The 24,626-nt window shown below is 67.3% G+C and carries 22 protein-coding genes; 10 read left to right on the plus strand and 12 right to left on the minus strand.

The genetic code is table 11. The features are described from left to right. Positions 1-392: 392 nt before the first annotated feature. Positions 393-2,207, minus strand: a complete 1,815-nt coding sequence (locus EF834_RS16750; protein WP_127948374.1) for an AMP-dependent synthetase/ligase — start codon at positions 2,205-2,207, stop codon at positions 393-395. A gap of 170 nt (positions 2,208-2,377) precedes the next feature. Between EF834_RS16750 and EF834_RS16755 the strand changes: the two genes are divergently transcribed. The 6 genes from EF834_RS16755 (at position 2,378) to EF834_RS16780 (ending at position 6,905) form a co-directional block, all read left to right on the plus strand. After that, on the plus strand, positions 2,378-2,764 hold the full coding sequence (locus EF834_RS16755) for a polyketide cyclase / dehydrase and lipid transport (RefSeq protein WP_127948554.1): 387 nt from the start codon (positions 2,378-2,380) through the stop codon (positions 2,762-2,764). A gap of 131 nt (positions 2,765-2,895) precedes the next feature. Then, positions 2,896-3,333 (plus strand): SRPBCC family protein, encoded by a 438-nt coding sequence (locus tag EF834_RS16760; protein WP_127948375.1) that lies wholly within the window; start codon positions 2,896-2,898, stop codon positions 3,331-3,333. 35 nt (positions 3,334-3,368) lie between these two features. Next, positions 3,369-4,574 (plus strand): ArsA family ATPase, encoded by a 1,206-nt coding sequence (locus EF834_RS16765; RefSeq protein ID WP_328590569.1) that lies wholly within the window; start codon positions 3,369-3,371, stop codon positions 4,572-4,574. Next, positions 4,571-4,963, plus strand: a complete 393-nt coding sequence (locus tag EF834_RS16770) for a hypothetical protein (protein ID WP_127948377.1) — start codon at positions 4,571-4,573, stop codon at positions 4,961-4,963. The genes EF834_RS16765 and EF834_RS16770 overlap by 4 nt, the downstream gene beginning before the upstream one ends. A 63-nt stretch (positions 4,964-5,026) precedes the next feature. Then, complete coding sequence (locus EF834_RS16775; protein WP_127948378.1) at positions 5,027-6,028, plus strand: ROK family protein; 1,002 nt, start codon at positions 5,027-5,029, stop codon at positions 6,026-6,028. Positions 6,029-6,173: 145 nt separating this feature from the next. Continuing rightward, positions 6,174-6,905 (plus strand): lysophospholipid acyltransferase family protein, encoded by a 732-nt coding sequence (locus tag EF834_RS16780; RefSeq protein ID WP_127948379.1) that lies wholly within the window; start codon positions 6,174-6,176, stop codon positions 6,903-6,905. Positions 6,906-7,100: 195 nt separating this feature from the next. Here EF834_RS16780 and EF834_RS16785 read toward each other — a convergent pair whose 3' ends face one another. After that, entirely contained in the window at positions 7,101-8,450 is a 1,350-nt protein-coding gene (locus tag EF834_RS16785; RefSeq protein WP_408014532.1) for a glycosyltransferase 87 family protein, read from the minus strand. Positions 8,451-8,567: 117 nt separating this feature from the next. Between EF834_RS16785 and EF834_RS16790 the strand changes: the two genes are divergently transcribed. Both EF834_RS16790 and EF834_RS16795 read left to right on the plus strand, forming a co-directional pair. Continuing rightward, the gene (locus EF834_RS16790) at positions 8,568-9,059 is read left to right on the plus strand and encodes a polyadenylate-specific 3'-exoribonuclease AS (RefSeq protein ID WP_127948380.1); all 492 of its coding nucleotides are present in this window, start codon (positions 8,568-8,570) and stop codon (positions 9,057-9,059) included. A gap of 89 nt (positions 9,060-9,148) precedes the next feature. Beyond that, positions 9,149-10,534, plus strand: coding sequence for a class II 3-deoxy-7-phosphoheptulonate synthase (locus tag EF834_RS16795; protein ID WP_127948381.1), 1,386 nt, complete (start codon positions 9,149-9,151; stop codon positions 10,532-10,534). A 1-nt stretch (position 10,535) separates the two neighbouring features. Here the strand turns inward: EF834_RS16795 and pknB are convergent, their stop codons facing one another. Beyond that, on the minus strand, positions 10,536-12,599 hold the full coding sequence (pknB, locus tag EF834_RS16800; RefSeq protein WP_127948556.1) for a Stk1 family PASTA domain-containing Ser/Thr kinase: 2,064 nt from the start codon (positions 12,597-12,599) through the stop codon (positions 10,536-10,538). Positions 12,600-12,720: 121 nt separating this feature from the next. Here pknB and EF834_RS16805 point away from each other — a divergent pair, with 121 nt between their 5' ends. After that, complete coding sequence (locus EF834_RS16805; RefSeq protein ID WP_127948382.1) at positions 12,721-13,089, plus strand: Rv2175c family DNA-binding protein; 369 nt, start codon at positions 12,721-12,723, stop codon at positions 13,087-13,089. Between the two features lie 17 nt (positions 13,090-13,106). On the opposite strand, the gene EF834_RS16810 is transcribed toward EF834_RS16805, so the two are convergent. The 4 genes from EF834_RS16810 to EF834_RS16825 form a co-directional block, all read right to left on the minus strand. Further along, positions 13,107-14,060, minus strand: a complete 954-nt coding sequence (locus tag EF834_RS16810) for a phytoene/squalene synthase family protein (protein WP_127948383.1) — start codon at positions 14,058-14,060, stop codon at positions 13,107-13,109. 13 nt (positions 14,061-14,073) lie between these two features. Next, positions 14,074-15,723, minus strand: coding sequence for an alpha-(1->6)-mannopyranosyltransferase A (locus EF834_RS16815; RefSeq protein WP_408014529.1), 1,650 nt, complete (start codon positions 15,721-15,723; stop codon positions 14,074-14,076). A 91-nt stretch (positions 15,724-15,814) separates the two neighbouring features. Continuing rightward, the gene (gene crtI, locus EF834_RS16820; protein ID WP_127948385.1) at positions 15,815-17,353 is read right to left on the minus strand and encodes a phytoene desaturase family protein; all 1,539 of its coding nucleotides are present in this window, start codon (positions 17,351-17,353) and stop codon (positions 15,815-15,817) included. Beyond that, on the minus strand, positions 17,350-18,471 hold the full coding sequence (locus tag EF834_RS16825) for a polyprenyl synthetase family protein (protein WP_127948386.1): 1,122 nt from the start codon (positions 18,469-18,471) through the stop codon (positions 17,350-17,352). Before EF834_RS16825 ends, crtI begins: the two co-directional genes overlap by 4 nt. Before the next feature lie 197 nt (positions 18,472-18,668). Between EF834_RS16825 and metF the strand changes: the two genes are divergently transcribed. Next, positions 18,669-19,640, plus strand: coding sequence for a methylenetetrahydrofolate reductase [NAD(P)H] (metF, locus tag EF834_RS16830; RefSeq protein ID WP_206615315.1), 972 nt, complete (start codon positions 18,669-18,671; stop codon positions 19,638-19,640). A gap of 5 nt (positions 19,641-19,645) precedes the next feature. On the opposite strand, the gene EF834_RS16835 is transcribed toward metF, so the two are convergent. Genes EF834_RS16835 through EF834_RS16855 form a run of 5 tightly spaced genes read right to left on the minus strand, consistent with a single transcriptional unit; the run spans position 19,646 to position 24,623 of the window. Then, positions 19,646-20,866 (minus strand): glycosyltransferase, encoded by a 1,221-nt coding sequence (locus tag EF834_RS16835; RefSeq protein WP_235871272.1) that lies wholly within the window; start codon positions 20,864-20,866, stop codon positions 19,646-19,648. Positions 20,867-20,876: 10 nt separating this feature from the next. Further along, positions 20,877-21,611, minus strand: a complete 735-nt coding sequence (locus EF834_RS16840) for an LppM family (lipo)protein (RefSeq protein ID WP_164874165.1) — start codon at positions 21,609-21,611, stop codon at positions 20,877-20,879. Between the two features lie 23 nt (positions 21,612-21,634). Continuing rightward, entirely contained in the window at positions 21,635-22,462 is an 828-nt protein-coding gene (locus EF834_RS16845) for a carotenoid biosynthesis protein (RefSeq protein WP_127948388.1), read from the minus strand. Then, positions 22,459-24,063, minus strand: coding sequence for a phytoene desaturase family protein (locus EF834_RS16850; protein ID WP_127948389.1), 1,605 nt, complete (start codon positions 24,061-24,063; stop codon positions 22,459-22,461). Before EF834_RS16850 ends, EF834_RS16845 begins: the two co-directional genes overlap by 4 nt. Further along, positions 24,060-24,623: a GNAT family N-acetyltransferase gene (locus EF834_RS16855; RefSeq protein ID WP_235871290.1), complete on the minus strand. Its 564-nt coding sequence runs from the start codon at positions 24,621-24,623 to the stop codon at positions 24,060-24,062. The genes EF834_RS16850 and EF834_RS16855 overlap by 4 nt, the downstream gene beginning before the upstream one ends. Between the last annotated feature and the right edge of the window lie 3 nt (positions 24,624-24,626).

Consider the following 24,626-nt stretch of genomic DNA (forward strand, 5'->3'; position numbering starts at 1 on the left):
GTGCGGCGCGGGATCGGGGGCGTTCGAAGGATCAACCGGAGGTTCCGGAGGATCAGCCGGAGGTCGGGGCCGGCACTTGAGCACCAACCGGATCCGAACACGCGGTTCGGATCCGGTTGGTGGTCAAAAGATCACGTCAATCGATCACGTCAATCGATCACGTCAATCGATCACACGGAAACGCTCGGCCGGGAGATTCCGGACGAGCGTTCCTGCGTGCACGGCTACCGGCACCGATCCCACATCACCGGCCCCCTGACGGGCGACCCCCGACTCGAGGCTGTGTGCCCCCATCCGGGACGACACCGGCAGGGACCACAAGCTCACCCGGAAACACATCGGTCGCCGCAACTCCCACCAACCAGGAGCCGCGACGACCGCTGCAGGGTGTCCTACTTCGCGTACAACGCGGTTATGTCGTCGGCGAAGCTGTCGTGCACCACGTTGCGCTTGAGCTTCATCGTCGGTGTGAGTTCACCAGTCTCCTCGGAGAAGTCCACCGGCAGGATGCGGTACTTCTTGATCGCTTCGGCCTGCGAGACGAGCTTGTTGGCCTCTGTGACAGCCTCGTCGATCTCCGCGTTGAGATCGGCATCGGTCAGCAACTCCGCGACGGTGGTTGCAGCGGGCTTGCCGTGGCGCTCGTTCCAGCCCGGCAGGGCCTCGGCATCGATGGTGATGAGGGCGCCGATGAACGGCTTTTGGTCGCCAACCACGATGGCCTGGCTGATGAGCGGGTGCGCCCGCAGATGGTCCTCCAGTTGCGCCGGCGCTACGTTCTTTCCGCCCGCGGTGACGATGATCTCCTTCTTACGGCCGGTGATGCTGACGTAGCCGTCGGGGTCGACTGTGCCGAGGTCGCCGGTGTGGAACCAGCCGTCGTCCTCGATTGCCTCCTTGGTCGCGGCCTCGTTGTGCCAGTACCCGGAGAACACGACCGGACCGCGGAGCATGATCTCGCCGTCCTCGGCGATGCGGACAGCGTTGCCTTCCAGCGGCCTTCCGACCGTGCCGACCTTCTGCTTGCCGATCGTGTTGACGGTGACGGCGGCCGTGGTCTCGGTCAGGCCGTAGCCCTCGTAGATCGTGATACCGATCCCGCGGAAGAAGTGGCCCAGCCGGGCGCCGAGCGGCGCACCGCCGGAGATCGCGAGCTGGCACTTGCCGCCCAGCGCGGCCCGCAGCTTCGAGTAGACGAGCCTGTCGAACACCGCGTGCTTGAGGTTCAGTAGGAGGCCCGGCCCGCCCTTGTCCTGCGCCTCGCTCCACGCGACAGCCGTGGCTGCGGCCGCGTCGAAGATCTTGCCCCTTCCCTCGCTGGTCGCCTTCTCCCGGGCACTGTTGTAGACCTTCTCGAAGACACGCGGGACCGACAGGATGAAATCGGGCTTGAACTCGGCGAAGGTGGGGACCAGGTTCGGGATGTCACTGGTGTGGCCGACGACCGCACCAGCATCGAACGCGGCGATGCTGACGGCCCGGGCAAGCACGTGTGCGAGGGGCAGGAACATCAGCGTGCCCGCACCCGGCGTGGTGAGCAGATCACCGAGTGACGACGCGATGATGCTCTTGGACTGGGCGACGAGGTTCGCGTGGGTGAGCTGGCAGCCCTTCGGTCGGCCGGTCGTGCCGGAGGTGTAGATCAGCGTCGCGGGATCGGCGGCCTTCAAACCCTGCACGCGGGCCCGGACCTCGTCGTCGGAGACGTCGGTGCCTCGCGCGGTCAGGATCGCGACGGCGCCGTCGCTCGGCGCCAAGGTCTCGATCTGGAGAGTGGTACGCAGATCCGGTGCAGCCTCGGCGACTTCGGCCACCGTCTTGGAGTGCTTGTCGGTCTCGACAATCAGGACGACCGCTCCGGAGTCCTCGAGGATCCAGCGCACCTGGTCGGCCGAAGACGTTTCGTAGATGGGCACCGTGACCGCGCCGGCCGCCCAGATGGCGTAGTCGATCAGCTGCCATTCGTAGCGCGTCGCGGACATGAGCGCGACCCGGTCGCCGGGCTGGACGCCGTCGGCAATCAAGCCCTTCGCGACGGCGGTGACCTGATCGGCGAACTCGCGAGCGCTGACGTTGGTCCAGGAACCGTTGACCAATCGCCGGTAGACGATGTGCCCGGGCTTCGTCTTCGCGTGCTCGAAGACGGAGTCGACCGCAGAAGCGTCCTCCGGAATGGTGAATGTAGCGGGAACGCTGAACTCGGACACGACGACCTCCGGTACTGCAGATACTGACGAGTAGGGTTTTGCTGGTCCTCACGATAGACCGCCGCGTCGTGGTGTGCCTCACCGCCACCTACCTGCAGGTTGTCGAAATCGGCGCTCACCGAGGTGTAGTCCAGATCACCGCCGCCGGTCCGGTGTGTGAAGCTATGGGAGTGAGCAGCATTCAGGTCTCCGACCAGACTTTCGTAGCCGCAGCCCCGGAGAAGGTGGCTGCCCGCGTGTCCGTGCCCGCTCGTTGGCGTGCCTGGTGGCCGGACCTCGCTCTCGACGTGCGCGAGGATCGCGCGGAGAAGGGGATCCGATGGACCGTCGCTGGGCCGCTGACCGGAACGATGGAGGTGTGGCTCGAGCCCGTCATGGACGGCACGATCGTTCACTACTTCCTGCACGCCGAACCGACCGGAGTGAGCCCTCACGCGCTGGCGTCCCTCGACCTCGCTGCCATGAACCACGCTCGGCGCGTCGCAGGCAAGGTGATGACCTTCGAACTCAAGAAGCAGCTCGAGGCCGGTCGTGCCGCGGGCGAGCCGCCCCAGTAGTGGAGAGACGACCCGCCCGAGTAGAGAATTGTGCGTTCCGCCCCGGAATCGTGTGAGATGAAGGTGCGGTGAGACGCCCGCTGCGTCGCTCCCGCTCGCTGCGAGCTGTTCTGAAAGGAAGCGTTCGAAGTATGGCCGAGAAGACCAAGCGGTCGATCACCATCGACGCACCCGCCGAGCGGGTGATGGGTGTGATCGCCGACTTCGACTCCTACCCGCTGTGGGTGGAGGCGGCGAAGTCCGTCGAGGTTCTCGTGTCCGGTCCCGGTGGGCGGGCCGAAGAGGTCAGGTTCGTGCTCGACGCCGGCATGGTCAAGGACACCTACGTTCTGAAGTACCGATGGGCACCGGACGGGATGTCCGTCCGCTGGGAGCTTGTCTCCGGTGAGATCCAGAAGGCGCAGTCGGGTTCGTACACGCTCGAGCGCGAGGGTGACGGTGGAACGAGGGTGACGTACGAATTGACGGTCGACCTCACGATCCCGATGATCGGGTTGTTCAAGCGCAAGGCGGAGAGGGTCATCACCGACACGGCGCTCAAGGAGTTGAAGAAGCGGGTGGAGGGCTGAACGCCACAGGTCCCGCCCACGACGCGCAGGTTCGGCTGTTCGTCGGTAAGGGCGGCGCGGGCAGGACGACAATGGCAGCGGCGACGGCTGTCGCGCTCGCCGAGCGGGGTCGAAGGGTCCTGTTGGCATCGGTCGATCAGGCGCACTCCCTGTCGGAAGTCCTCGACTGTTCTGTTGCACGCGGCACCGTGACCCGGGTGGGGGCGGGACTCGACGCAGTCGAGATCGACACGCTCGCGTTGCTCGAGGAGCGCTACCGCGGGCTCGTGATGCTGCTCGCGCTCGGCGGGGCCCACGCTCACGGTGTCCAGTTCACGGACCTTGCCCCCGAGGAACTGACGGGGCTGCCCGGTGTCGAGGAGTTGTTGGGCCTGGGGGAGATCGTGCGGCTCGCAGGGGAGGGACGTTGGGACGTCGTCGTCGTGGACTGCCCGCCGACCGCGGACGCGTTGCGCGCGTTGACGGTTCCCGAATCGGTGTGCGGCTATGTCGAGCGGGTCTGGCCGCAGCACCGCCGGGTCACCGCCGCGACGGGCTCCGATGCCCGATTGGCGTTCGTCGTTGCCATGCTCGACCGATTCCTCGACGCGACCGCGGCGGTGACGACACTGTTGACCGACCGGTCCCGGACCGCTGTGAGAGTAGTGACCTCCGCCGACCGCATCGGATTTGCCGAGACACGGCGCGTCCTGTCCGCGGCAGCGCTCGCGGGCCTGCGGGTCGACGCGGTTGTCGTGAACAAGCTACTGCCGCAGCTGGATTCAGATGGCATCACGACGGGTGTCGCAGACTGGTATCGCACTCGCCGATCGGCCCAGGAGGCCGCTCTCGCCGAATTTCGATCCGTGTCGGCTGGGGTTACGGTGCTCTCGGCCGACGATCTGCCGGCAGAGCCGATAGGGTGGGATGCTCTCGGCACTGTCGCGCGGACGGTCTACCCGGCCGCGGTCGATGTGTCGGAGGTCTGCCGGAGCGACCGCGCGCCGGTGCTGGTCGCGCTCGAATCGGGTTCGGGTGACCGGGAATCGGTGTACACGATGCGGATGCACCTTCCGCTCGTCGACTCCGGAACATTGACGTTGGGACGAGTGGAGGACGACTTGTTGGTGGGGGCCGACGGCAGACGCCGTCGCGTGCGCCTGGCATCGGTGCTGCGCCGGTGCGTCGTGCGGGACGCGGTTTTGGACGGGACCGAACTGGTCGTGCGCTTCGTCCCCGATCCGGCGGTGTGGCCTCAGTGACCGAAGAACACACCGAACTGGTCGCCGAGTTGCGCGCTCTCGCGGAAACTGTGCTCGACCGGCTCGACCCGATTCTGGAGAAGGCAGCAGCCGGAGCGGTCAAGGACAACGCAGACCCCACCGGCTCCGACGCCGAGTCCAACAGCAGCGTCTGCTCGTGGTGTCCGTTGTGCGCGCTTGCTGCGCTGATCCGCGGTGAACAGCACGATCTCGTCACGCACGTTGCGGCCCAGGCGTCGATCTTTCTCGCGGAGCTGCGCGACGCGCTCGAGGCCCACGCCGCCCAGGCCGCCCAGGCCGCCGACGATGGGCCCACGTCCACCCCGGGCGAGGCGGCGGCACCCGCGTCGCCCTTCGTGCCGATCGACGTGACGATCAAGGGTTCGTGACGATCAGAGGCTCGCGACGATCAAGAATGCCGGACACGCGGTACCCGGCGTAGCCGCGTCTCGATGCGGCTGGGCACAATCTACAGCGTGGACAGCGCCGGATTTCTCACCGTGGGTGTCGACATCGGGGGCACCAGCATTTGGGCATCCGTCGTCGATGATGACGGGCAGGTGCTCGACTCGGCTCATGCGCCGACTCCACACTCTGCCGATGCCCTCGAGCGGGGTGTCGAGCGTGCGGTCCGTGAACTCGCCCAGCGCCATGAGGTCGCGGCAGTTGGTCTGGCGGTGGCCGGATTCATCGACTCCGATCGCACTACGGTCCGCTTCGCCCCGCACCTGCCGTGGGTGGACGCGTCCGTCGCGCGCTCGTTAGAGGCACGGCTCGGCCTGCCCGTCGTCCTCGAACACGACGCGAACGCAGCCGCGTGGGCGGAATGTCACTTCGGCGCGGCCGCTGGTGGTCACAACGTCGTGATTGTCGCGATCGGCACCGGTATCGGTGCGGCGCTCCTGATAGACGGACACCTCTATCGTGGAAGCTTCGGCGTGGCACCGGAACTGGGGCACTTGCAGGTCGTCCCCGACGGTCGCGCCTGTCCGTGTGGCAAGCGGGGGTGCTGGGAGCGCTACTGCAGTGGGACCGCACTGGTCGAAACAGCGCTCGAACTGTTGGCCGCGGACCCGTCTGCGTCGACGGTCCTCGCTCGTGACGTCGCGGTCGATCCGGGGGCGCTGACGGGACGCCGGATCGCGGCCGCGGCGGAAGACGGAGACCCGCTGGCCTTGGCAACGTTCGCGGACTTCGCGAAGTGGCTCGGGGTTGGACTCGCCACGGTTTCCGACGTGTTCGATCCGGATCTGATCGTGATCTGCGGCGGCGTGGGCAGCTCCGCTCCGCTATTCCTCGACGCCGCCCGTGAGCACTATGCCCGGCTCGTCACCGGGTCGGGTCACCGCCCGCTTGCCCGGGTCCGGCACACCCTCCTCGGAGAGGCCGCCGGCATGATCGGGGCAGCGGATCTCGCCCGTGCGTCGCAGTTGGATCTTCCCGGTGGTCGCTGAGCACCCGGCAGCTTCGGCTGCGCGACGGCAGGGTGGGGCGCCGTGTGGCAGCGCCAGAGACTGCTGAGTACAGTCTTGAACAAAGGAGAGCCTGGGACGAACCCTGGGTAGACCCGGGGGAACAGAGCTCGGACGGAAGGGCACCATGTGGTACTGGCTGTTTAAGTACGTGTTGTTGGGTCCGGTGCTGTGGCTGCTCGGTCGTCCGAAAATTGAAGGCGTCGAGCATATTCCGGCAGACGGTCCGGCAATTCTGGCCAGCAACCATCAGGCTGTGCTCGACTCATTCTTCTTTCCGCTGCGAGTCAAGCGCCGCATCACCTTCCTGGCGAAGAGCGAGTACTTCACCGGCAGAGGCCTCAAGGGCGCCTTCCAGAGGTGGTTCTTCTCCGTGGTCGGCCAGGTGCCGATCGACCGGACCGGAGCCGACGCCGCAAAGGACGCGCTCGACGCCGGCCTGCGCGTGCTGTCCCAGGGCAAGCTCCTAGGTATCTACCCCGAGGGCACCCGTTCGCCCGATGGCCGCCTGTACAAGGGCAAGACGGGTATGGCGCGGCTGGCACTGGAGTCGGGCGTAAAGGTCATTCCCGTCGCGATGATCGGGACCGCGAAGGTCAACCCGATCGGTTCCAAGATGTGGAGGCCGGCGAAGGTGACCATCCGTGTCGGCGAGCCGATCGATTTCTCGCGGTTCGAGGGCATGGGTGGCAACCGGTTCGTCGAACGTGCGGTGACGGACGAAGTCATGTACAAGCTGATGCGCCTTTCGGGTCAGGAATACGTCGACATCTATGCAGCGACGCTCAAGAACCCGGCACCGGAGAGGGAGCAGGCAGCCACCGATGTGACCCGCCTGCCGGACACCCGAGCCGGCTGATGTACCGGGCCCTGCGGGGGCGCCTTGACGAGGCTGTCCGTCGCGGCCGATAGGATCCCGGTCCGCAGCGCGGGTTCAACTACGGTGTCCGCGCCGGCCAGTCCGGGTGGGCGACGGTCGACGTCGGTGAATACCCCTGCGTTCGAGTAGCCGGTCTACCCCAAGACGGTGGCGGACGTCAGACGGTGTCGGAAGTCAGACGGTGTCGGACGTCTTGCGTCGACGGAATCCGAAAGGTGCATCACCATAGGCGGATTCAGTGTCCGCTGTGCTCGCTCGAGCGCGCGTCCGTCGGCCGAGGCTCACGGCGACAATTGCCATCAGGACGACAGCCCACCACACGTACGCCGATGCGAGGAACTGGTCCCACAGGGGCCAGTCGGTGCCGTCCCAGCGACCTTCCCCCAGGCGCCAGTGGGGTGCGATCACGAACATTGCCCAGCTTGCCAGTCCTCCTGCCGCGAGGAGTGCGCTGCGGCGCCGATACGCCTCGACCCCGACCAGTAGCAGCAGCGGAGCCACCCAGACCCAGTGGTGGGACCACGAGACGGGCGAGACGAGCAGTGCGGCGAGGGCATTGACACACAGGGCCAGCGCGGTCGCCCCCGCGGCGAGCGCGCGGTGCATCGCTACTGCCGCGAGCACGAGGACCGCGGCGCTGAGCCCCAGCCACAGCAGGCTGCGCAGCGACGGGTCCACGCCCAGGCGGGCAAGGACGCCGGTGATGCTTTGATTCGGCGGGTACGCGGCGCGGCCGATTCGCCCGGAGTCGAACAGGGTGTGGGTCCAGTACTGCCAGGAATCTGCGCGGGTGATGGCGAATCCGACCGCGCCTGCCGCGACGAAGCTCAGTCCTGCCGTCACCGCAGCGCGGAAGTCCTTGCGCACCAGAAAGAACAGAACGAACGCAGCGGGCGTCAACTTGACTGCGGCTACGAAGCCGATCAATACGCCGCGTGGCCACGGGGTCTTCTTCAACAAACAGTCGGCCGCCACGAACGCCATCAGCAGAATGTTCACCTGGCCGTAGTCGAGCGTCGAGTACACGGGCTCGAGAGTCAGAGCGGCCGCGGCAGCGGCGAGTGCGGTCCAGGTCAGCATCGCGCGAGGTGCAACGCCGACCGACGCGAGTGTGAGGGCGAGGGTCGCCAGCAGCGCCAGCAGCGAGAGCGTGGTCAGCACGATCCCGGCCGCCTCGAGCGAGATCACGGACATCGGGCTGAATACCACGGCCGCGAGCGGGGGATAGGTGAACGGTAGGCCGATGCCCGCAAGAGTTGGCGGCATCGCCCCGTACAACGCACCTCCATCGACGAACACCGATCCGCCCAGCCGGTAAACGTCCAGGTCGATGCGGTAGTAGAAGCCGATGTCACGCAGACCCGGAACCCCGATCAGGTGGTATGCCGCACCGAACGCGGCGGACATCACGATCACGACACGGGCGAGGATGCCCAGCGACGACCGGTCGGACACCTCCGGTGTGGGGCCTAGGCCGTCGGTGGGTATCCGGTCGGCAGACTCTGGGGAGCGGGTGCGCACCAGACCATCTTTCTACGAACAGGGGGCGCAGTGTCCAGTGACCCGCCGCCCGGGGCGGTTTCGAGAGCCCCGACCCGGGGTCGTGTCGAGAACCCCGGCACCTGGGCATAGGCTCCCACCGTGCGTTACTTCTACGACTGCGAGTTCATCGAGGATGGTCTCACAATCGACCTGGTCTCGATCGGTGTGGTTTGCGAGGACGGACGAGAGTTCTACGCCGTGTCCACCGAGTTCGCTCCTGAGCGGGCCGGAAAGTGGGTGCGTCGCAACGTGCTGCCGAAGCTGCCACCGCCATCGTCGCCTCAGTGGAAGAGCCGGTCGCGAATCCGGGACGATCTGGTGAAGTTCCTCGTCCCGAGGCCCGGAATCGAACCCGAGCTGTGGGCCTGGGTAGCCGCGTACGATCACGTCGCGCTGTGTCAGTTGTGGGGTGCGATGACCGAACTGCCGTCGTGCATGCCCCGTTACACCCGCGAACTACGCCAACACTGGGAGTACCACGGGTACCCGCCGCTGCCGCCGGTTCCGGACGACGCGCATGACGCGCTCGCCGACGCCCGGCACAACCTCGCGAAGTTCGAGGCGATCGAGGCTTTCCGCACGGTTCGGTGACGAGAATCACGCACCGGGACCGGGCAACGATTCTCTATGAATGAGGGCCTTCGCTCACTCGGGCTCGACGAGGCGAATATCCTGGAGGCGTGAACTGGACTGTCGACGTTCCGATCGACCGCTTGCCCCAACTGCCGCCGCTGCCTGCAGCCATGCGGACCCAGCTCGACGCCGCGCTCGCAAGGCCGGCAGCGCAGCAGCCGCAGTGGCCCGCCGAACAGGCCGCGGCCATGCGCACTGTCCTCGAGAGCGTGCCGCCGATCACGGTGGCCAACGAGGTCGAGGCGCTGTCACAGAAGCTCGCTGAAGTGGCACGCGGTGAAGCCTTCCTACTGCAAGGGGGTGACTGCGCGGAGACCTTCGCGGACAACACCGAACCGCACATCAAGGGGAACATCCGCACGCTCCTGCAGATGGCCGTCGTGCTCACCTACGGAGCGAGCCTCCCGGTGGTCAAGGTCGCGCGCATCGCCGGTCAGTACGCCAAGCCGCGTTCATCGAACACCGACTCGCTCGGCCTGCCGTCGTACCGCGGGGACATGGTCAACTCGCTCGTCGCCGACGAGGCGGTCCGCGTCCACGATCCTTCGCGTCTGGTGCGCGCGTACGCCAACGCCAGCGCCGCGATGAACCTCGTCCGGGCGCTCACGGGTTCCGGGATGGCCGATCTGCACAAAGTCCACGACTGGAACCGCGAGTTCGTCACCTCCTCTCCCGCCGGAGCCCGTTACGAGGCCCTCGCCGCCGAGATCGACCGCGGCCTGCGATTCATGGACGCATGCCGTGTCACCGACCCCAACCTGCAGTCGGCGCAGATTTTCGCCAGTCACGAGGCCCTCGTGCTCGACTACGAGCGTGCGATGCTGCGCCTGGACAACAGCGACGACCACCCCAAGCTGTACGACCTGTCCGCGCACTTCCTCTGGATCGGTGACCGAACCCGCCAACTCGACGGTGCACACGTCGCCTTCGCGGAACTCGTGTCGAACCCGATCGGTCTCAAGATCGGTCCGACCACGACTCCTGAGCAGGCCATCGAGTACGTCGAGCGCCTCGACCCGACCAACAAGCCGGGCCGTCTCACGCTGATCGCCCGCATGGGCAATCAGAAGGTGCGCGATCTTCTGCCGCCGATCATCGAGAAGGTGCAGGCCACGGGCCACCAGGTGATCTGGCAGTGCGACCCGATGCACGGAAACACCCACGAGTCGACCACTGGCTACAAGACCCGCCACTTCGACCGCATTGTCGACGAAGTGCAGGGCTTCTTCGAGGTTCACAACGGACTGGGTACGCACCCGGGTGGGATCCACGTCGAGATCACCGGTGAACACGTCACCGAGTGCCTCGGTGGCGCGCAAGATATCTCGGATGTCGACCTGTCCGGTCGCTACGAGACCGCGTGCGATCCGCGGCTGAACACCCAGCAGTCTCTCGAGCTGGCGTTCCTGGTCGCGGAGATGTTGCGCGATTAGATCAAAGTAGCGAGGTGAGGGTGACCGTGCTCCCGGGTGGGACACGGTCACCGGCGCCGGGGTTCTGGGCGATCACGAGCGACCGGTCCGAGCTGACCAGCTGGCGCACCTGGTAGTTCAGCCCCAGCTGATCCAGCTCGCTCTTCGCCGATTCGACCGAGCGCCCCAGCAGAACCGGCACTTTCACCGCGTTGGACACCTGGAGGACCACGCTCGACCCGGCCTTGACGTTTGCGCCTACGGCCGGGTCGGTGCCGATCGCGTCGCCGCCGTCGACGTCGGGGTTGAAGACTTGCTGCACATCACTCACCGAGATCCCCACCGCGTCGAGCGCGCCTCGTGCCGCATCCTCGGACATCCCCGAGACATCGGGCACGTCTACCGGTGGCGCGCCCTTGCTCAGGATCATCTGGACCTGCGAGCCGACATCGAGCTCCGTGCCCGGTGCCGGTTCCAGGGCTGCAACGGCGCCGACCGGGACGTCGACGCTGAACGCCTCACCACCCTCGACCGGCACGAACGTGCGCTCCTGCAGAGCCGCCTCGACCGTCGCGACGTCCCCGCTACCGGTTACCTGCGGGACGGTGGGCCGCCCCAAGGACACGAGAATGGCGACCGAGGAGCCGCGCGTCACCTTCGACCCGGCGCTCGGGTCGGTCCCGAGGACGGAATTCACCGCAGCGGTGTCGGAGTATTGCCCCCTGGTCTGCGCCGTCAGACCCGCAGCCTCGATGGTCGCCGCGGCCGCAGCCCGGTCCTGACCGTCGATCACCGGAACTGCGGCGTAGCGACCGGAACCGAGCCACCAGCCGCCGAATCCGACCGCGGCCGCGATCAGCAGTACCGCCAGGAGCCAAACGAGAACCGTGCGCCGGGATCGACGCAGTCGTGCCTCGACATCTCCGAACGGATGGGCGGCCGGGTCATCGGCCGGGGGTGGGGGCTCATCATGCGGGAGACGCGTCGTAACGGTCGTCACGACCTTCGTGTGTTGGAGGCCGGATTCCGGTTTCGACGCTGCCGGCGCCGTCGGCACAGCCTCCGCGGCCAGCACCGCTGTCGGATCGTGGCCACTACTGTGATCTGACGCGGGAAGTGTCGGGTGCGCCGCGACGGGCTCGTTCGGTGTCCGTGTAGTTGCATCCATCGACGTGGTTGCATCCATCGACACAGGTGGTTGCTGGGGGACACGGCGCGGCGCCGGAACCCGGTAGGCCGGCAGCTGCAACTGCGCGCTGACCGAGCGCAGCTGCGTTGCCATCGCGCCGGCGTCGGCGAAGCGCTCGTCGGGGTCGCGTTCGGTCGCCCGGACGACGAGTTCGTCGAACTCCGGCGGCACCCCCTCGATGAGCCCGCTCGGCTCGGGAACGTCGTGGTCGATCCGCTGGTAGGCGATCGACAGCGATGTGTCGCCAGTGAACGGAGCGTTGCCGGTAAGCATCTCGAACAGCAGCACACCCGCGGCGTAGACGTCACTGCGCGGGTCGGCTGTGCCGGTCGTGACCTGTTCGGGGGAGAGATACTGGGCCGTGCCCAGAATCACGCTGCGTGACGTCGTGTTCGACGCGGCGATCGCCCGCACCAGACCGAAGTCGGCGATCTTGACATCTCCAGCATGGGAGATGAGTACGTTCTCGGGTTTGATGTCACGGTGGACCAAACCGGCGCGGTGCGCGACGGCGAGGGCGTCGAGGACGGGCCCTGCGACAGCAGCGACGGCGTGGGGCGGCATTGGTCCGCGTTCACGGAGCAACTCCCGAAGCGTGCCGCCCTCGACGAGTTCCATGACGAGAAACGCGTGTGCACCGTCGCTGCCCTGATCGTGCACGCCCACCAATCCCGGGTGGTTGAGCCGAGCCACCGCGCGCGCTTCGAACTCGAAGCGGGCGAGGAACTGGGGGTCGGCCGCGAACTGCGGGTCCATGACCTTGATCGCGACCGGACGGTCCAGCCTAAGGTCCATGCCGCGGTAGACGATGGACATTCCACCGCGTGCGATGGGTGCGTCGATGCGATAGCGCCGGTCCAGCACGACACCGATCAACCCTTGACCTCCGGGATTCAAGCTCGCGCCCTCTCGTTCGGCGTGCATGGATTCTTCTCGATCGTAGTCAGCTCGAGCCGCAGTTCCGTCACCGCAGCGCCGACCGTGGTCGTACCAGCGGTGACCGGATAACGTAGCGAGAATGAGCGCGATCCCCTACTGCGATGACGTATTGGACCCGTCGATTCCGCTGCTGCAGCTGGCAGACGTGTCGAAGGGGATGGGTCTCGCGGTTACGCGCGTGCATCAGTTGCTGCGTGACCACCATCTGATCGCCGTCAAACGCGACGGCGTTCTCGGCATCCCCGAAGCATTCTTCGGGGAGGACGGACACCCCGTCCGGTTGCTGTCCGGGTTGATCATCGTACTGCGCGATGGCGGCTACGAGGATGTCGAGATTCTGCGCTGGTTGTTCACCGAGGACGAAACGTTGCCGGGATCCCCGATCGACGCCATGCACGGTCATCAAGCGCGCGAGGTCGTCCGACGCGCCCAGGCGATGGCATTCTGACCGGCCCCCGCCGTATCTCACCGTGCTCCAAGGAGTGACCAGGACCCGACGATCGAGCAGGCGAGCAGGGGTAGCGCCACCGTCAAACGGCGGTGCCGTGGAACCGCCGCACGTCGGTCGAACACCCGGAAGCCGCTCTTCTCGATCTCGTCGAGGATTTCGGCGTACAGGATGTACGCGGCACGCATGCCGGGCCGAGCCCGGGGCTCGAGCATGTCCAGTCCCGGCTCGGCGCGACGGTAGACCGAGCGTGCGACGGCGACGAAATGGGCCAGTGCCCGGCGTAATCGCCTGTCGATGGTCCCGGTCCGACGGCAGTGCTGAACCAGTTCGATGTCGACGCCGAATGCCTCGAGTTCGTCCGCGGGCAGGTACACGCGTCCGCGATCGAGGTCCTCACCGAAGTCGCGCAGGAAGTTCGTCAGTTGGAAGGCCTCGCCGAGCGCGGCCGCGTGCGGTTCGGCTTCGTCGACAGGCACGGTGGTACCCAGGATCGGCAGCATCTGCAGCCCGATGACCTCGGCTGACCCGTACATGTATCGCTTCAGTGCTGCCATGTCGGGGTAGGTGGCGCGGAACGTCGGGGTACCCGGGATGTCCATGCGCATCGAATCGAGGAACGCGCAGAAGTATTCGACTGGAATCGCGTACCGGCCGATGGTGTCGGTGAGGGCGGGGAGCACTGGTCCGGCGCACGAATCGTCGACCGGGCGGCCCGCGAGCGCGTCGTTCAACTGTGCCTCGACAACGTCGAGCATGGCGGCGCGCTCCAGGGGGGTCCGACCCGAGCAGTCCACGTCGACGATGTCGTCGACGGTGCGCGCGAACCCGTACAGGGCGTGCACTCCGGGACGTCGCTCCGCGGGCAGAAGCCGGGTGGCCAGGAAGTAGGTCCGGCCGTGTTCGGCCGCGAGCTGTCGGCACCGACGGTACGCCGAGGCCAGATCGTCGCTCGGAACTGGACGGGTCACAGCGCTCGTCCGGTCACAGTGGCGACGAATGCCGCTCGGAAGTCGCCTGAGTCGCCTGAGTCGGTTGTTCGGCGATCTGTTCGGTCGGAGCGTGAGTCTTCTCCGACACCGATCGCAGCCGCAGCGGGTCCACCGTCCTGACTGACACTGCCGCCACGATTGCGGCGACAACGGCGAGGGCAACGTGGAAGAACGTGTACAGGCCGATCGATCCGTCCGGCTGGAACACCAGCATGAGCCAAGTCGACAGGCCGACGAGGATCTGGAGCGTCCGCGTCGACATCGCGAAGCCCGCAGCGATGGCGAGCGGCCACGAGTAGTACCACGGCAGGGCCGCCGGTGACAGGATCACGATCGCGACCAGGGCAAGGAGGATGCCCATGACCGCATCGCGTTCGGTCTTCCTGGACCGCCACCAAATCCACACGAGCAGGCCCACGAGCACGACTGCGCAGATCGTGCGAGTGACGTCGAGGACAGGCTCGAGCCGAAGACCGGTGAACCATCCGGTGCCGACCGTCACGATGTGCGCCATGATCGTCGGCAACGACAGCCAGTTGACGATCTTCGCAGAGCCGGAGAGCGCGGTCAGCCAGCCGAGGCCGACGCCGGCCACCGCCGACGCGGCCGCGAAGATCGTGCCGAACACCGCGACCCCGGCTCCCGCCGTCCGGACGAACAACGCGAGTGGTGTCGCGGGCTCGCGGTCCTCGGCCAAGGCGCGTTCGCGCTCATGGATCATCCAGATCCACACGATGAATGGCAATGCGATCGCGGCCATCGCCTTGACAGCGACACCGACAGCGACGATCGCGACGGCCGCGACGTGCCGACGGTCGAGAGCGACGGTGATGCCGGCGACCATCAGGCCGACCATGAGGAGTTCGTTGTGGACACCGCCGATGAGATGGATCAGCACCAGCGGGTTCAGGACGGCGAGCCACACTGCGATGGTCGGCCTGCCGCCGAGCTGGCGGGCCAGGCGCGGCAGTGCCCACACCAGCAGCATCAGCCCTGGCAGCATCGTCAGGCGCAGCAGCAGGGTTCCGGCGATGACGTTGTCGCCTGTGATCGTCGTGATGCCCGCGCCGAGCAGCAGTGAGATCGGGCCGTACGGCGCGGTGGTCGTGGTCCAGACGTTGCTGACGTTGTCGAGCAGGATGCCGGGGTTGACCACCGGTCCCACCGCGTAGGGGTCGAAGCCGTCGCGGAGCAGGGCGCCCTGCGCGAGGTACGAGTACGCGTCCCGGCTGAACATCGGGACCGCGAAGAGCATCGGGGCTGTCCAGACCGGAACGGTCCACGACAGGGCGTTCAGGCCGACGTTGCCCTTGATCGCGGAGCGACCCAGGCGCACCCACGCGATGATCATTGCGAGCACGCCGCCCCAGATGATCAGCGTGGAGAGGGCGTAGCCGTGGCCGAACCGCAGCCACGACAGCCGCATGTCCTCGAGGAGGGGATCGTAGCGGCGCACGCTGCCGGCGCCGAAGCCGCCGAATGTGAGCATGAGCGCGCCGACGAAGCCGAGAATCGTCGCATGCCCCTCGGGAGTCCGCAGATAGTCGGAGCTTGCGCGCAGCCAGGACCGTCGGTCCACCGAGGAGTCGAGGGTTCCGGGACGGGCCGACATCGGTGCAGGTTCCTCCCCCGGAAGGGTCATTGGGTAGTGCCTGCAGGGGTCATGGGCTGCCGGCAGCATAGGACGGCTAGCAAGTTTATCGGGTCGTCGACGATCACCGGGCAAGCCCCGTCTACAGGGGACCGCAAATGCGCTCTGCGGCCAGTTTGCCCGAGATCAAGACCGTCGGGACGCCCACACCTGGCGTCGTCCCCGAACCTGCCAGAACGACGTTCGTGTCGGGTGAGGCCAAGTTGCGGCGCCGGAAGGGGCCGGTCTGCCGGAAAACGTGTGCCGGCGCGAAGGGGCTGCCAGCCGCCATCCCACGGTTTGCCCACGTCAGTGGTGTGTCGATGTGGTCAACGACATAGTCGGAGACGATCCCGCGATAGCCGCGGCGCTCGAGGGTTTGCAGCAGTTCGCGGCGGTAGGCACTGGCCAGCCGCACCCAGTCGAGTGGCGCACTCTCGAGGTTGGGACAGGGGGCGAGTATCGACAGGGGTTCGTGTTCGACGTCGTCTCGGCTGACAGCGAGTCCGGGATCGGTGACTGCCGGTCGAGTTATCAGCAGCGACGGGTCACTCATCAGTCGACCGCGTCCGCGACGTGCAGCAATCTCGGTGAAGGTGTGTTCCCATTCGGCGCCGAAGTCGATCGTGTGGTGACGTGCCTCACCCCAGTGGGACGTTGTCGCACGCGGGATCGTTCCGTGCAGCACGACCGCCGACGGGGAGATTCGTTGCCGTCGTCGCCGTCTGCTCCGCAGAAGATCGTCGACGACCGGCAGGTCCGGGGTGAGTACCAGCGCGTCGCAGGGGAAGGCTCGACCGTCGGCGGTGTGCACCGCCTGCGCCCGCTCGCCCGATCGTTCGATTCGAACGACATCGGCCCCGAAGTGCAGGTGCCCGCCCGCCGAGGTGAACGCGTCGGCCATCGCCTCGGAGATGACGTGCATTCCCCCTTGGGGAAACGACACCCCTAGCGAGGTGTCCATGTGGGCTATCGCGCCGTACACCGCGAGCGCCTTTGCCGGCGCCACGCCCGCGTACAGCGCCTGGAACGTGAAGATCCGTCGAAGCCGGGGATCGGTGATCCGGCGGGCCACCTGCCGTCCGAGCCTGCCGAAGCCGCCCGCAGCGATCAGCCGCAGCAGGCCGAACGCCGACTTCCCGGTCGAAAACAGATCCAGCGGTGAATCGAAGTTGGCGTCGATGAACGTGTCGAACTCGGCGTCGAATACCCGGGCCAGCCAGCGCCGCAGTTCGAGGTATCGGCGCGCCTCCGCCGGACCGCACACGCGCGATATCTCCGCGACCATCCGCCCCGGATCGGAATGCACGTCGATGGTCGATCCGTCTGCGAACCGGGCGTGATATGCCGGATCGAGGTGATGCAGCTCCAGAGGGGGCGTGGTCGTGCCGAAATCCGAGCCGACGGCGCCCAGAGCGTCGCGCACGAGTTCCGGCATTGTCAGAACGGTGGCGCCGTTGTCGATGACGTACCCGGGTCCCTCGTAGGACCCGACGCGGCCGCCTGGTCGGTCGTCGCGCTCGAGCAGGGTCACGTCGCGGCCGCTGCCACGCAGATGCAGAGCCGCCGACAGTCCAGAGAGCCCGGCGCCCACGACCACGACCCGGTCGGTCCGGCCGTGAACGGTCCGCACGGCGATCAGGCGTCCCGGCGGGTGGCTGCGATCGCCATCTCCCGCAGTAGACGCTTGCCCTCTTCGGTGGCCGTGCTGGTGTCCAGTGCGGCCAGGGCGCTGTCGGTGAGCTCGGCGATGCGGCGCTCGGCGTCATCGACCGCGCCGAGATCGGTGATGACCGATCGCAGTCGCTCGACCTGTGCCTCCGAGAGGTCGGTGCCGATCGACTCACGCAGCAGTGTCGCAGCTGTCGGATCGGTTTCGTCGGCCCTCCGGAGCGCGACCGCGAACAATACGGTTCGCTTGCCCGCACGCAGATCGTCCCCGGACGGCTTGCCGGTTACGTCGGGATCCCCGAACACGCCCAGTAAGTCGTCGCGCAACTGGAACGCGATCCCGACGTCGGTACCGAAGCGCCGATACGCATCCACGAGGGAGGAATCGGCGCCCGCCATCACCGCACCGAGGTGCAGTGGCCGCTCGATGGTGTACGCGGCCGTCTTGTACCGGTTGACCTGCAGGGCCGACGCTACGGACTCGTCTGCCCGCACCTCGTTGCTGATGTCGAGGAACTGGCCGCCGAGCACCTCGGTCCGCATCGCCGACCAGACGGGCGAGATCCGGGCGAGCGTATCGCGGTCCAGGCCCGAGTCACGGACCATGTCGTCGGCCCACGCCAGCGCCAGGTCGCCGAGGAGAACCGCGACTGCGTTGCCGAACTCCGCTGATCCGCCGCTCCATCCCTGCGCGCTGTGTTGCTTGGCGAATTCGACGTGCACGGTCGGGAACCCACGCCGGGTGGTGGAGGCGTCGATGATGTCGTCGTGGATGAGCGCACACGCCTGCACGAGTTCGAGGGCCGCAGCGGTGCGGAGTGCGGCGGGCGCCTGCGGACCTTGCGGATCGGCGCCGGCCCCGAGCCAGCCCGTCCAGGCGAACGCCGGCCGAACCCGTTTGCCGCCGCGCAGTACGAAGCTCTCGAGCGCAGCGACGGCGGTGGCATAGCCGCTGCCGACGGCTTGGATCGTGTCGGCGCGGGACGAGAAGAAGTCCCGGAGCGCCTGCTCGATGAGGACGATGAGTGGCTGGGTGGGTCGGGTTGGGCGAGTGGACTCACCTGCTCCAGCGGACAGGACTGCCTCCAAGTTGGGTGGGGAACTCGATGCCGGGGGCGGATTGCTGCGCGGCGGTCGTGGCTCGCGCTGAAAGCCTTGTTCCCACCTTAGTGGTCGGTTCGTGGTCGCCGGTGGTTGCCGCCGATGGTTGCTGAGGAATCGGCTCCCGGGGCCGGAGGGCCCGACGTGATGCGGAAGGGTGATGCCCATCAACCTATGCTTGGCTGGTGACATTCGATGCAGTTCCGCCACGCAACAGCGCGGCTCGGGTCACTCAGACCCCCTCGATCGTGGACCGGATCCGCTCCTCCGCGAGCGGTCGGATCCCCTTCTCCGTCGAGTTCTCTCCACCTCGCGATGAAGCTGCCGAGGCGCGGTTGTGGCGTGCCGTCCGTGAGTTCGAACGGTTGAATCCGGCATTCGTGTCCATGACCTATGGCGCCGGGGGTTCGACCCGGGACCGTACCGTGCGCGTCACCGGGCAGATCGCCGAGGAGACCACCCTGTTCCCCGTTGCGCACCTGACGGCGGTCGGGCACAGTATCGACGAACTGCGCGCCATGTGCGGTGCCTACGCTGACCGTGGGATCAGCAACATCCTCGCGCTGCGCGGCGATCCGCCGGGCGATCCTCTCGGTGCATGGGTCAAGCACCCCGAGGGTGTCGAGTACGCCGAGGAACTCGTGCGCCTCGTCCGCGACATGGGTGACTTCCACGTCGGTGTTGCATCGTTCCCGGAAGGGCACTACCGCGCCCCTGACCTCGAACACGACACCAGATACCTGGTGCAGAAGTTGCGCGCCGGCGCCGAGTACTCGATCACTCAGATGTTCTTCGACGTCGAGGACTACCTGCGGCTCCGAGACCGGGTCACTGCGTACGATCCGGAACAGGGTGAGAAGCCGATCATTCCGGAGATCATGCCCATCACGTCGCTGCGTTCAGCCCGGCGAAGTCTCGAGCTGTCCGGCTCGCACCTGCCGAGCGTGTTGGACGAACGTCTGCGTCGCGCCGCCGGCGATGGCCCCGAAGAAGACCGTGCTGCGGTCCGTGAGGTCGGCATCGAGGTCGCGACCGAGATGGCCGAACGGCTCATCTCCGAAGGCGCGCCGTGCCTGCACTTCATCACCCTCAACTTCGCCCGCGCGACCAGCGAGGTACTCGCGAACCTGGGAATGTCGACCTCGGCCAGGGTCTGAAGTCTTCAACCTTCGGGTCGCCTCCCGCTCCCGTCGAGGTCGCGACCCTTCCACCTCAGTCGGCCGCGTCGCCGGCGGAAGTGGGACGCTGCGGTCAAGTGGATCAGCCCCAGGACTGAAGCCGGATGGGTGGCCGCATCCGCCAAGTCCCGTAGACGTGGGCGACCGCCTGTCTCCGCCGCGCGCGCCATGAGTCGCGACGCCGCGGCGGCTGCATACCCCGCCGCGCCCCATCCCCGGGTGCGGCCGCGCCCGAACAGCAGGGCCACCGGTGGTAGTACATACGTGACCGTGGCGAGGGTCGATACAACTATGGACCCGACCGGGGAGCCGAAGGCCGTCCACAACCATCGTGTGTAGCCTTCGCGCAACTCGGTCGGATCGGTGTACATCCGGCACGACGCCAGATCCCGGGCGGCGGCAACGATCGTGCGCTCGCCCCGACGTCGCAGCGCGCGAGCGATGTCGAGATCCTCGGTGAGTTTGTCCGCGACAGCGGCGTGGCCGCCGATCCGGTAGTAGGCGGCGGCGTCGAACACAAGAAACTGGCCACACGCCACTGCCATTGACGGACGGGTGTTGCGGTTGGCTGCACCGATGGGCAAGGTCGCGAACCACGACCAGCACAGCAGCGGCTGAACCAGGCGTTCGACGGGTGACTCGGCCTCCTGCCGGGGCCATGGTGACACGAGGGCGGCGCGGCTACGACGCAACTCGGCCGCCGCGGCGGCAAGGGCGTCGGGTGCCAGGCGGACATCGGCGTCGAGGAACACCAGGACGCCTGGGCGTTGCGGATTCATCAGGCGACTCGCGTGCTCGGCGGCTCCGTGGCATGCAGCGGTCTTTCCGAGCCAGCCCGGCGGTGGTGGCTCGGTGTTGCGGATCAGCGCGAATCGGCCGTCACCGGCGAATGCACGCCGGGCGACGTCTGGTGTCCCGTCGGAGGATTCGTCATCCAGGATGAGAACCCGAAGGGTGCTCAGCCCGCGCTGGGCCCGCAAGTCTGCGATGAGCGCGGTGATCCGGTCGGCCTCGTTACGGGCCGGCACGACGACCGTGACCGGGTCGACGACCGTGACCGGGTCGACGACCGGCTCCGATCGCGAGCGGGGCGGCGTCAAGCGAGGCAGCGCAATGGCGTTCGCGGCTGCGATTACTGCGCCGCCGACCGCGAGTCCGGCGCCGATACGGGTGACGACGCCGAGGGGGTGGAGCGGTGGAAGCACGGCTGCCGGTTTACTGCGACGACGATTTGAGCGGAGTCTTCCGCCGCGGACCAGGAGGCGTCGGGCGGTTCCGTGTAAACCACGCCATCACAGCGACGATCGCGGCGACTGCGATCGCAACACCGGCCGCCATGCCGGCCCAGCCGGCGAAACTGCGGGTGTCGGGGTCGGGATACCGGACCTCGGCGCGCAGGGTGCTGACCTCACCGGCCGGGAGCTTCCACGTGACGGTCGAGTCGCCCTGGCGTACACCGTTCGTGGTCGCGACTCTGGCAGGGAAGGCGACCGTGAACTGCACGTCGGCGCCCTGCGCAGGAACCCTCTCGAGGTCGATGCGGCCCTCGAGGCTCACCAGGTCGCCGGACCGCCGCAACGCCAGCTGCAAGTCGGTGCCGGTCTGGCTGTACATCGAACCGAGTTGCTGGACCTCGCCGAAGGAGAGCTCGTTGAAGAAGGCCTCCGTACCGACATAGCCGTCGCGGCGGTACTCCTGCACCCGAACCCGGTTTGTGAGGCCGGACGGCGGCGTGAGCTGGGGTCCTTGATCGTTCTCATCTGTCGGGACAGTTGCCGCGACGATCTGCCCTGACACCTTGTCGTCGGTGGAAATGCCCATGGACACCTGCACCCGGAGGCATCCGGCCAGCAACGGAACGACGAGCAAGGCGAGGGCCGATGACGCTAGCACGCGGCGCCGGCGGGAGTGAAGGAAGAGGCCAGAAGTGGACGGCTGCACAGCGGACATCGTGCCAGGCACCGCCATTCGTGTCAGGCAGCGGGGGTGTCGTCCAATCGGGCACGGATTTCGCCGCGGTACAGGCGGATGAGCCGCCGCAGCAGTGGCGCCCCGACCGCACCCATCACGACCAGCCCGTAGACAGCGGAGTACCGCAGTTCCGGTGCGTTCAGGAAGACTGTGTGCGCCAAAGCTGAGCCGAGCCACGTCCACAGGAACAAGGCAATCGGCACCGCGTCGCCTCGCGCCGACCTCGGCCCCGGATTCACCCGGCGATCCAGCTGGTCGACGAGGATCGCCATGACAGCCGCCACGAGGAACCAGCCTCCGTAGTTGGTCAGCGGGACGTGCGCGATCCCGGGAAGTCCGGCGTCGGTTACACACCAGCGCCACTGCCCGTCGGCGACCATCTGCGGATCGAGATACAGGTCCCAACCGACGACGCCGATCGTCACGAGGGCGAAGCGAGACAATTTGCTGGATGTGACCAGCGACGCAGCGCACCACACCGGGTAGAAGCCGGCTGTCCAGGCGAACGGCACCACCAGCGGAACATCTGCGATCGACCACCCCAGTCGTTCGGCCGCGTACTGGTAGCAGCCGTACGGGATTCCCGTCGCGGTCCCGACGACCTCGGACGTCAGGCCTATTCCGGCGGTCACCAACACCATGCCGCTCGTCCACCGGCCGCCACGGGTGGCGACCGAGTGCACGATCGACGCGGCCGCCAGGGATGTGACAACCGCGACCGTCACGACGTCGCGCGCCCGACCCTCGACCAGCGGATAGACGATCTGGGTCACGATTGCTGCGGCCGCGATCACCGCGGACAGCCGCACGAGCGATTTGGAGGCAGTCATCGCAGGGTCGTGCGGAGGATACGACGCAGGCGTCCACCGTGGGCGTCCGCGAGGGCGATCCGGGCCGCGCTGCGCCCGCTCGCTCCCGAGACCCCGCCGCCGGGATGCGTCGACGCACCGGTCAGGTACAGGTTGTCGGCGTTCGGGACGCGGTGCGCCGACAGTTCCGGGATCGGCCGCCACAGCATCATCTGGTCCAGTGACATCTCGACGTGCATCACGTTGCCGCCGAGCAGGCCCATCTCGTGCTCGATGTCGGTGGGTGTCTGTATGTATCGGTGATGGATGCTGTCGGCGAAGCCGGGTGCGAGGCTATCGACACCCGCGACGACACGGTCGGCCTCTTGCTCGCCGAGGTCGGCCCAGTTCCGTCCGCCGGACAGTGTGTAAGGGTGCCACTGCGACCACAGCGTCACCTGATGCTCGCCGGCGGGAGAGATAGTGGGATCGATGCCACTGAAGCTCATCGCGAGCACGGCGGGTTCCGGTGGCAGTTCCCCGGCGAGGGCGGCGCCGTGCGCCGCCCTCAGGTGAGCGCGGTCGGAGACGAGCAACTGCAGACCCGACGTGGTGATCACGTCAGGGGGCGCGCTCGGGTATGACGGCAGGGCGTCGGTGCCCAACCTCAGCACCATGCCGATGCCTGGGCCTACCCGGATCCGTCGGCGCCACCCGCTCAGCGTGTCCCGGTCGTAGCCGCCGCGTTCGAGGAGGTCCAGGGTGGTCAGCACGTGACAGCCGGCGACGACGGCGCGGCTCCGGACCCGGCGCCCGGACTCGGTGACGACGGTCCATCCGGCGCTGTCACGACGCAATTCGATGACACCGTCGCCAAGGGTGACCGTGCCGCCGTCGGATTCGAGACGCGAAGTCAGAGCGGACGTCAGCGCGCCGCTGCCGCCGACCGCGCGGCCCGGGGGCAGCGTGTGCATCAGTGCTGCGAAGCCGACCATCGGCGCGGTGCCTGGCTCGGACATCGGCGGTCCCGACTGGGCACCGAACCATGAGAGTGCGGCCTTGAGCGGTTCGCTGTCGAAGTACTCGTCGAGCAGTGCGTCGCCTGTCGAGAGGAACTCGCGGGAGAGTGCGCCGCCACCACTGGAGGCGTCCAGGCCCCAGAAGGAACGCAGGAGGTGCGCGCCTGTCGGTGGTGCCGAGAACGCCCGCATGACCCTTTCACTGCGTGGGCCCCATGTGTACACGAAGCGGCGGTAGGCGTCTGCGTCGGCGGCTCCGCACGCCTCTTCGATGGACCGGCACGTCCGGTCGAGGCTGCGATGAAAGACGATTCCCGGTCGGTCCGAAAAAGCCCTGGCGGGCGCGAAGGCCCACGGGTCGCAATCGATGTAGCGCAGCCCGTGAGCGGCGAGGTCGAGTTCCTCGATGATCCCGGTGTGCCGGATCATGATGTGTGCGGACGATCCCCGGTCCACCTTGTGGCCGGGAAATCTCTCGACCGTCGAGACGGCGCCACCGAGCACGGTGTCTCGTTCGAGGACCTCGACGGATTGGCCCGCGCGAGCGAGATAGCACGCGGACACCAGAGCGTTGTGGCCGGAGCCGACCACGACGACGTCGGCGCTCGCAGATGCGCCGATCACAGTGGCAAACCCCTGCCCAGAACCGCGAACGGCCGCCGGTCACCGGCGAACGCAAAGTGCCGGACGACGTCTCGGAATCCCATTCTCCGATAGAGTCGCCACGCGCGATTGTCCTCCTGCTCCACTTCGGGAGTGGAGAGCAGAACTCCACGCTCGGGGCGATCGGCCAGGAGTCGGCGCAGCACTTGTTCACCGATCCCGTAGCCCTGCGCACTCGGGTGGACGTGCAACTCGGTCAGTTCGAAGTAGTTGCCCAGGATGTATTCGATCTGGTCTCGACTCCACCCCGTTGCCTGCATGCCCCGGCGGACTTGTTGGTGCCACCATTGATCGGGCGCACCGCGGTAGCCGTACGCGATGGCGACCAGGGGAGCGTGCCGGTCTATGTGCTCGGGGTCGGGTTGCACGGCACCGACCGCCCGCCAGCCAGAGCGGCCGGTGTGTTCGGTCCACATCGGGGCGCGGTGGGACTCGGTGCCGCGTGGGTAGCCCATCGCTGCGACGTAAATCGCCAGCGCCTCGGGCAGCCGGGCGCGCATCTGGGCCTCCGACAGGTCCATGAC

This window comes from Rhodococcus spongiicola (genome assembly GCF_004011835.1).
In the GTDB taxonomy this organism is placed as follows: Bacteria; Actinomycetota; Actinomycetes; order Mycobacteriales; family Mycobacteriaceae; genus Prescottella; species Prescottella spongiicola.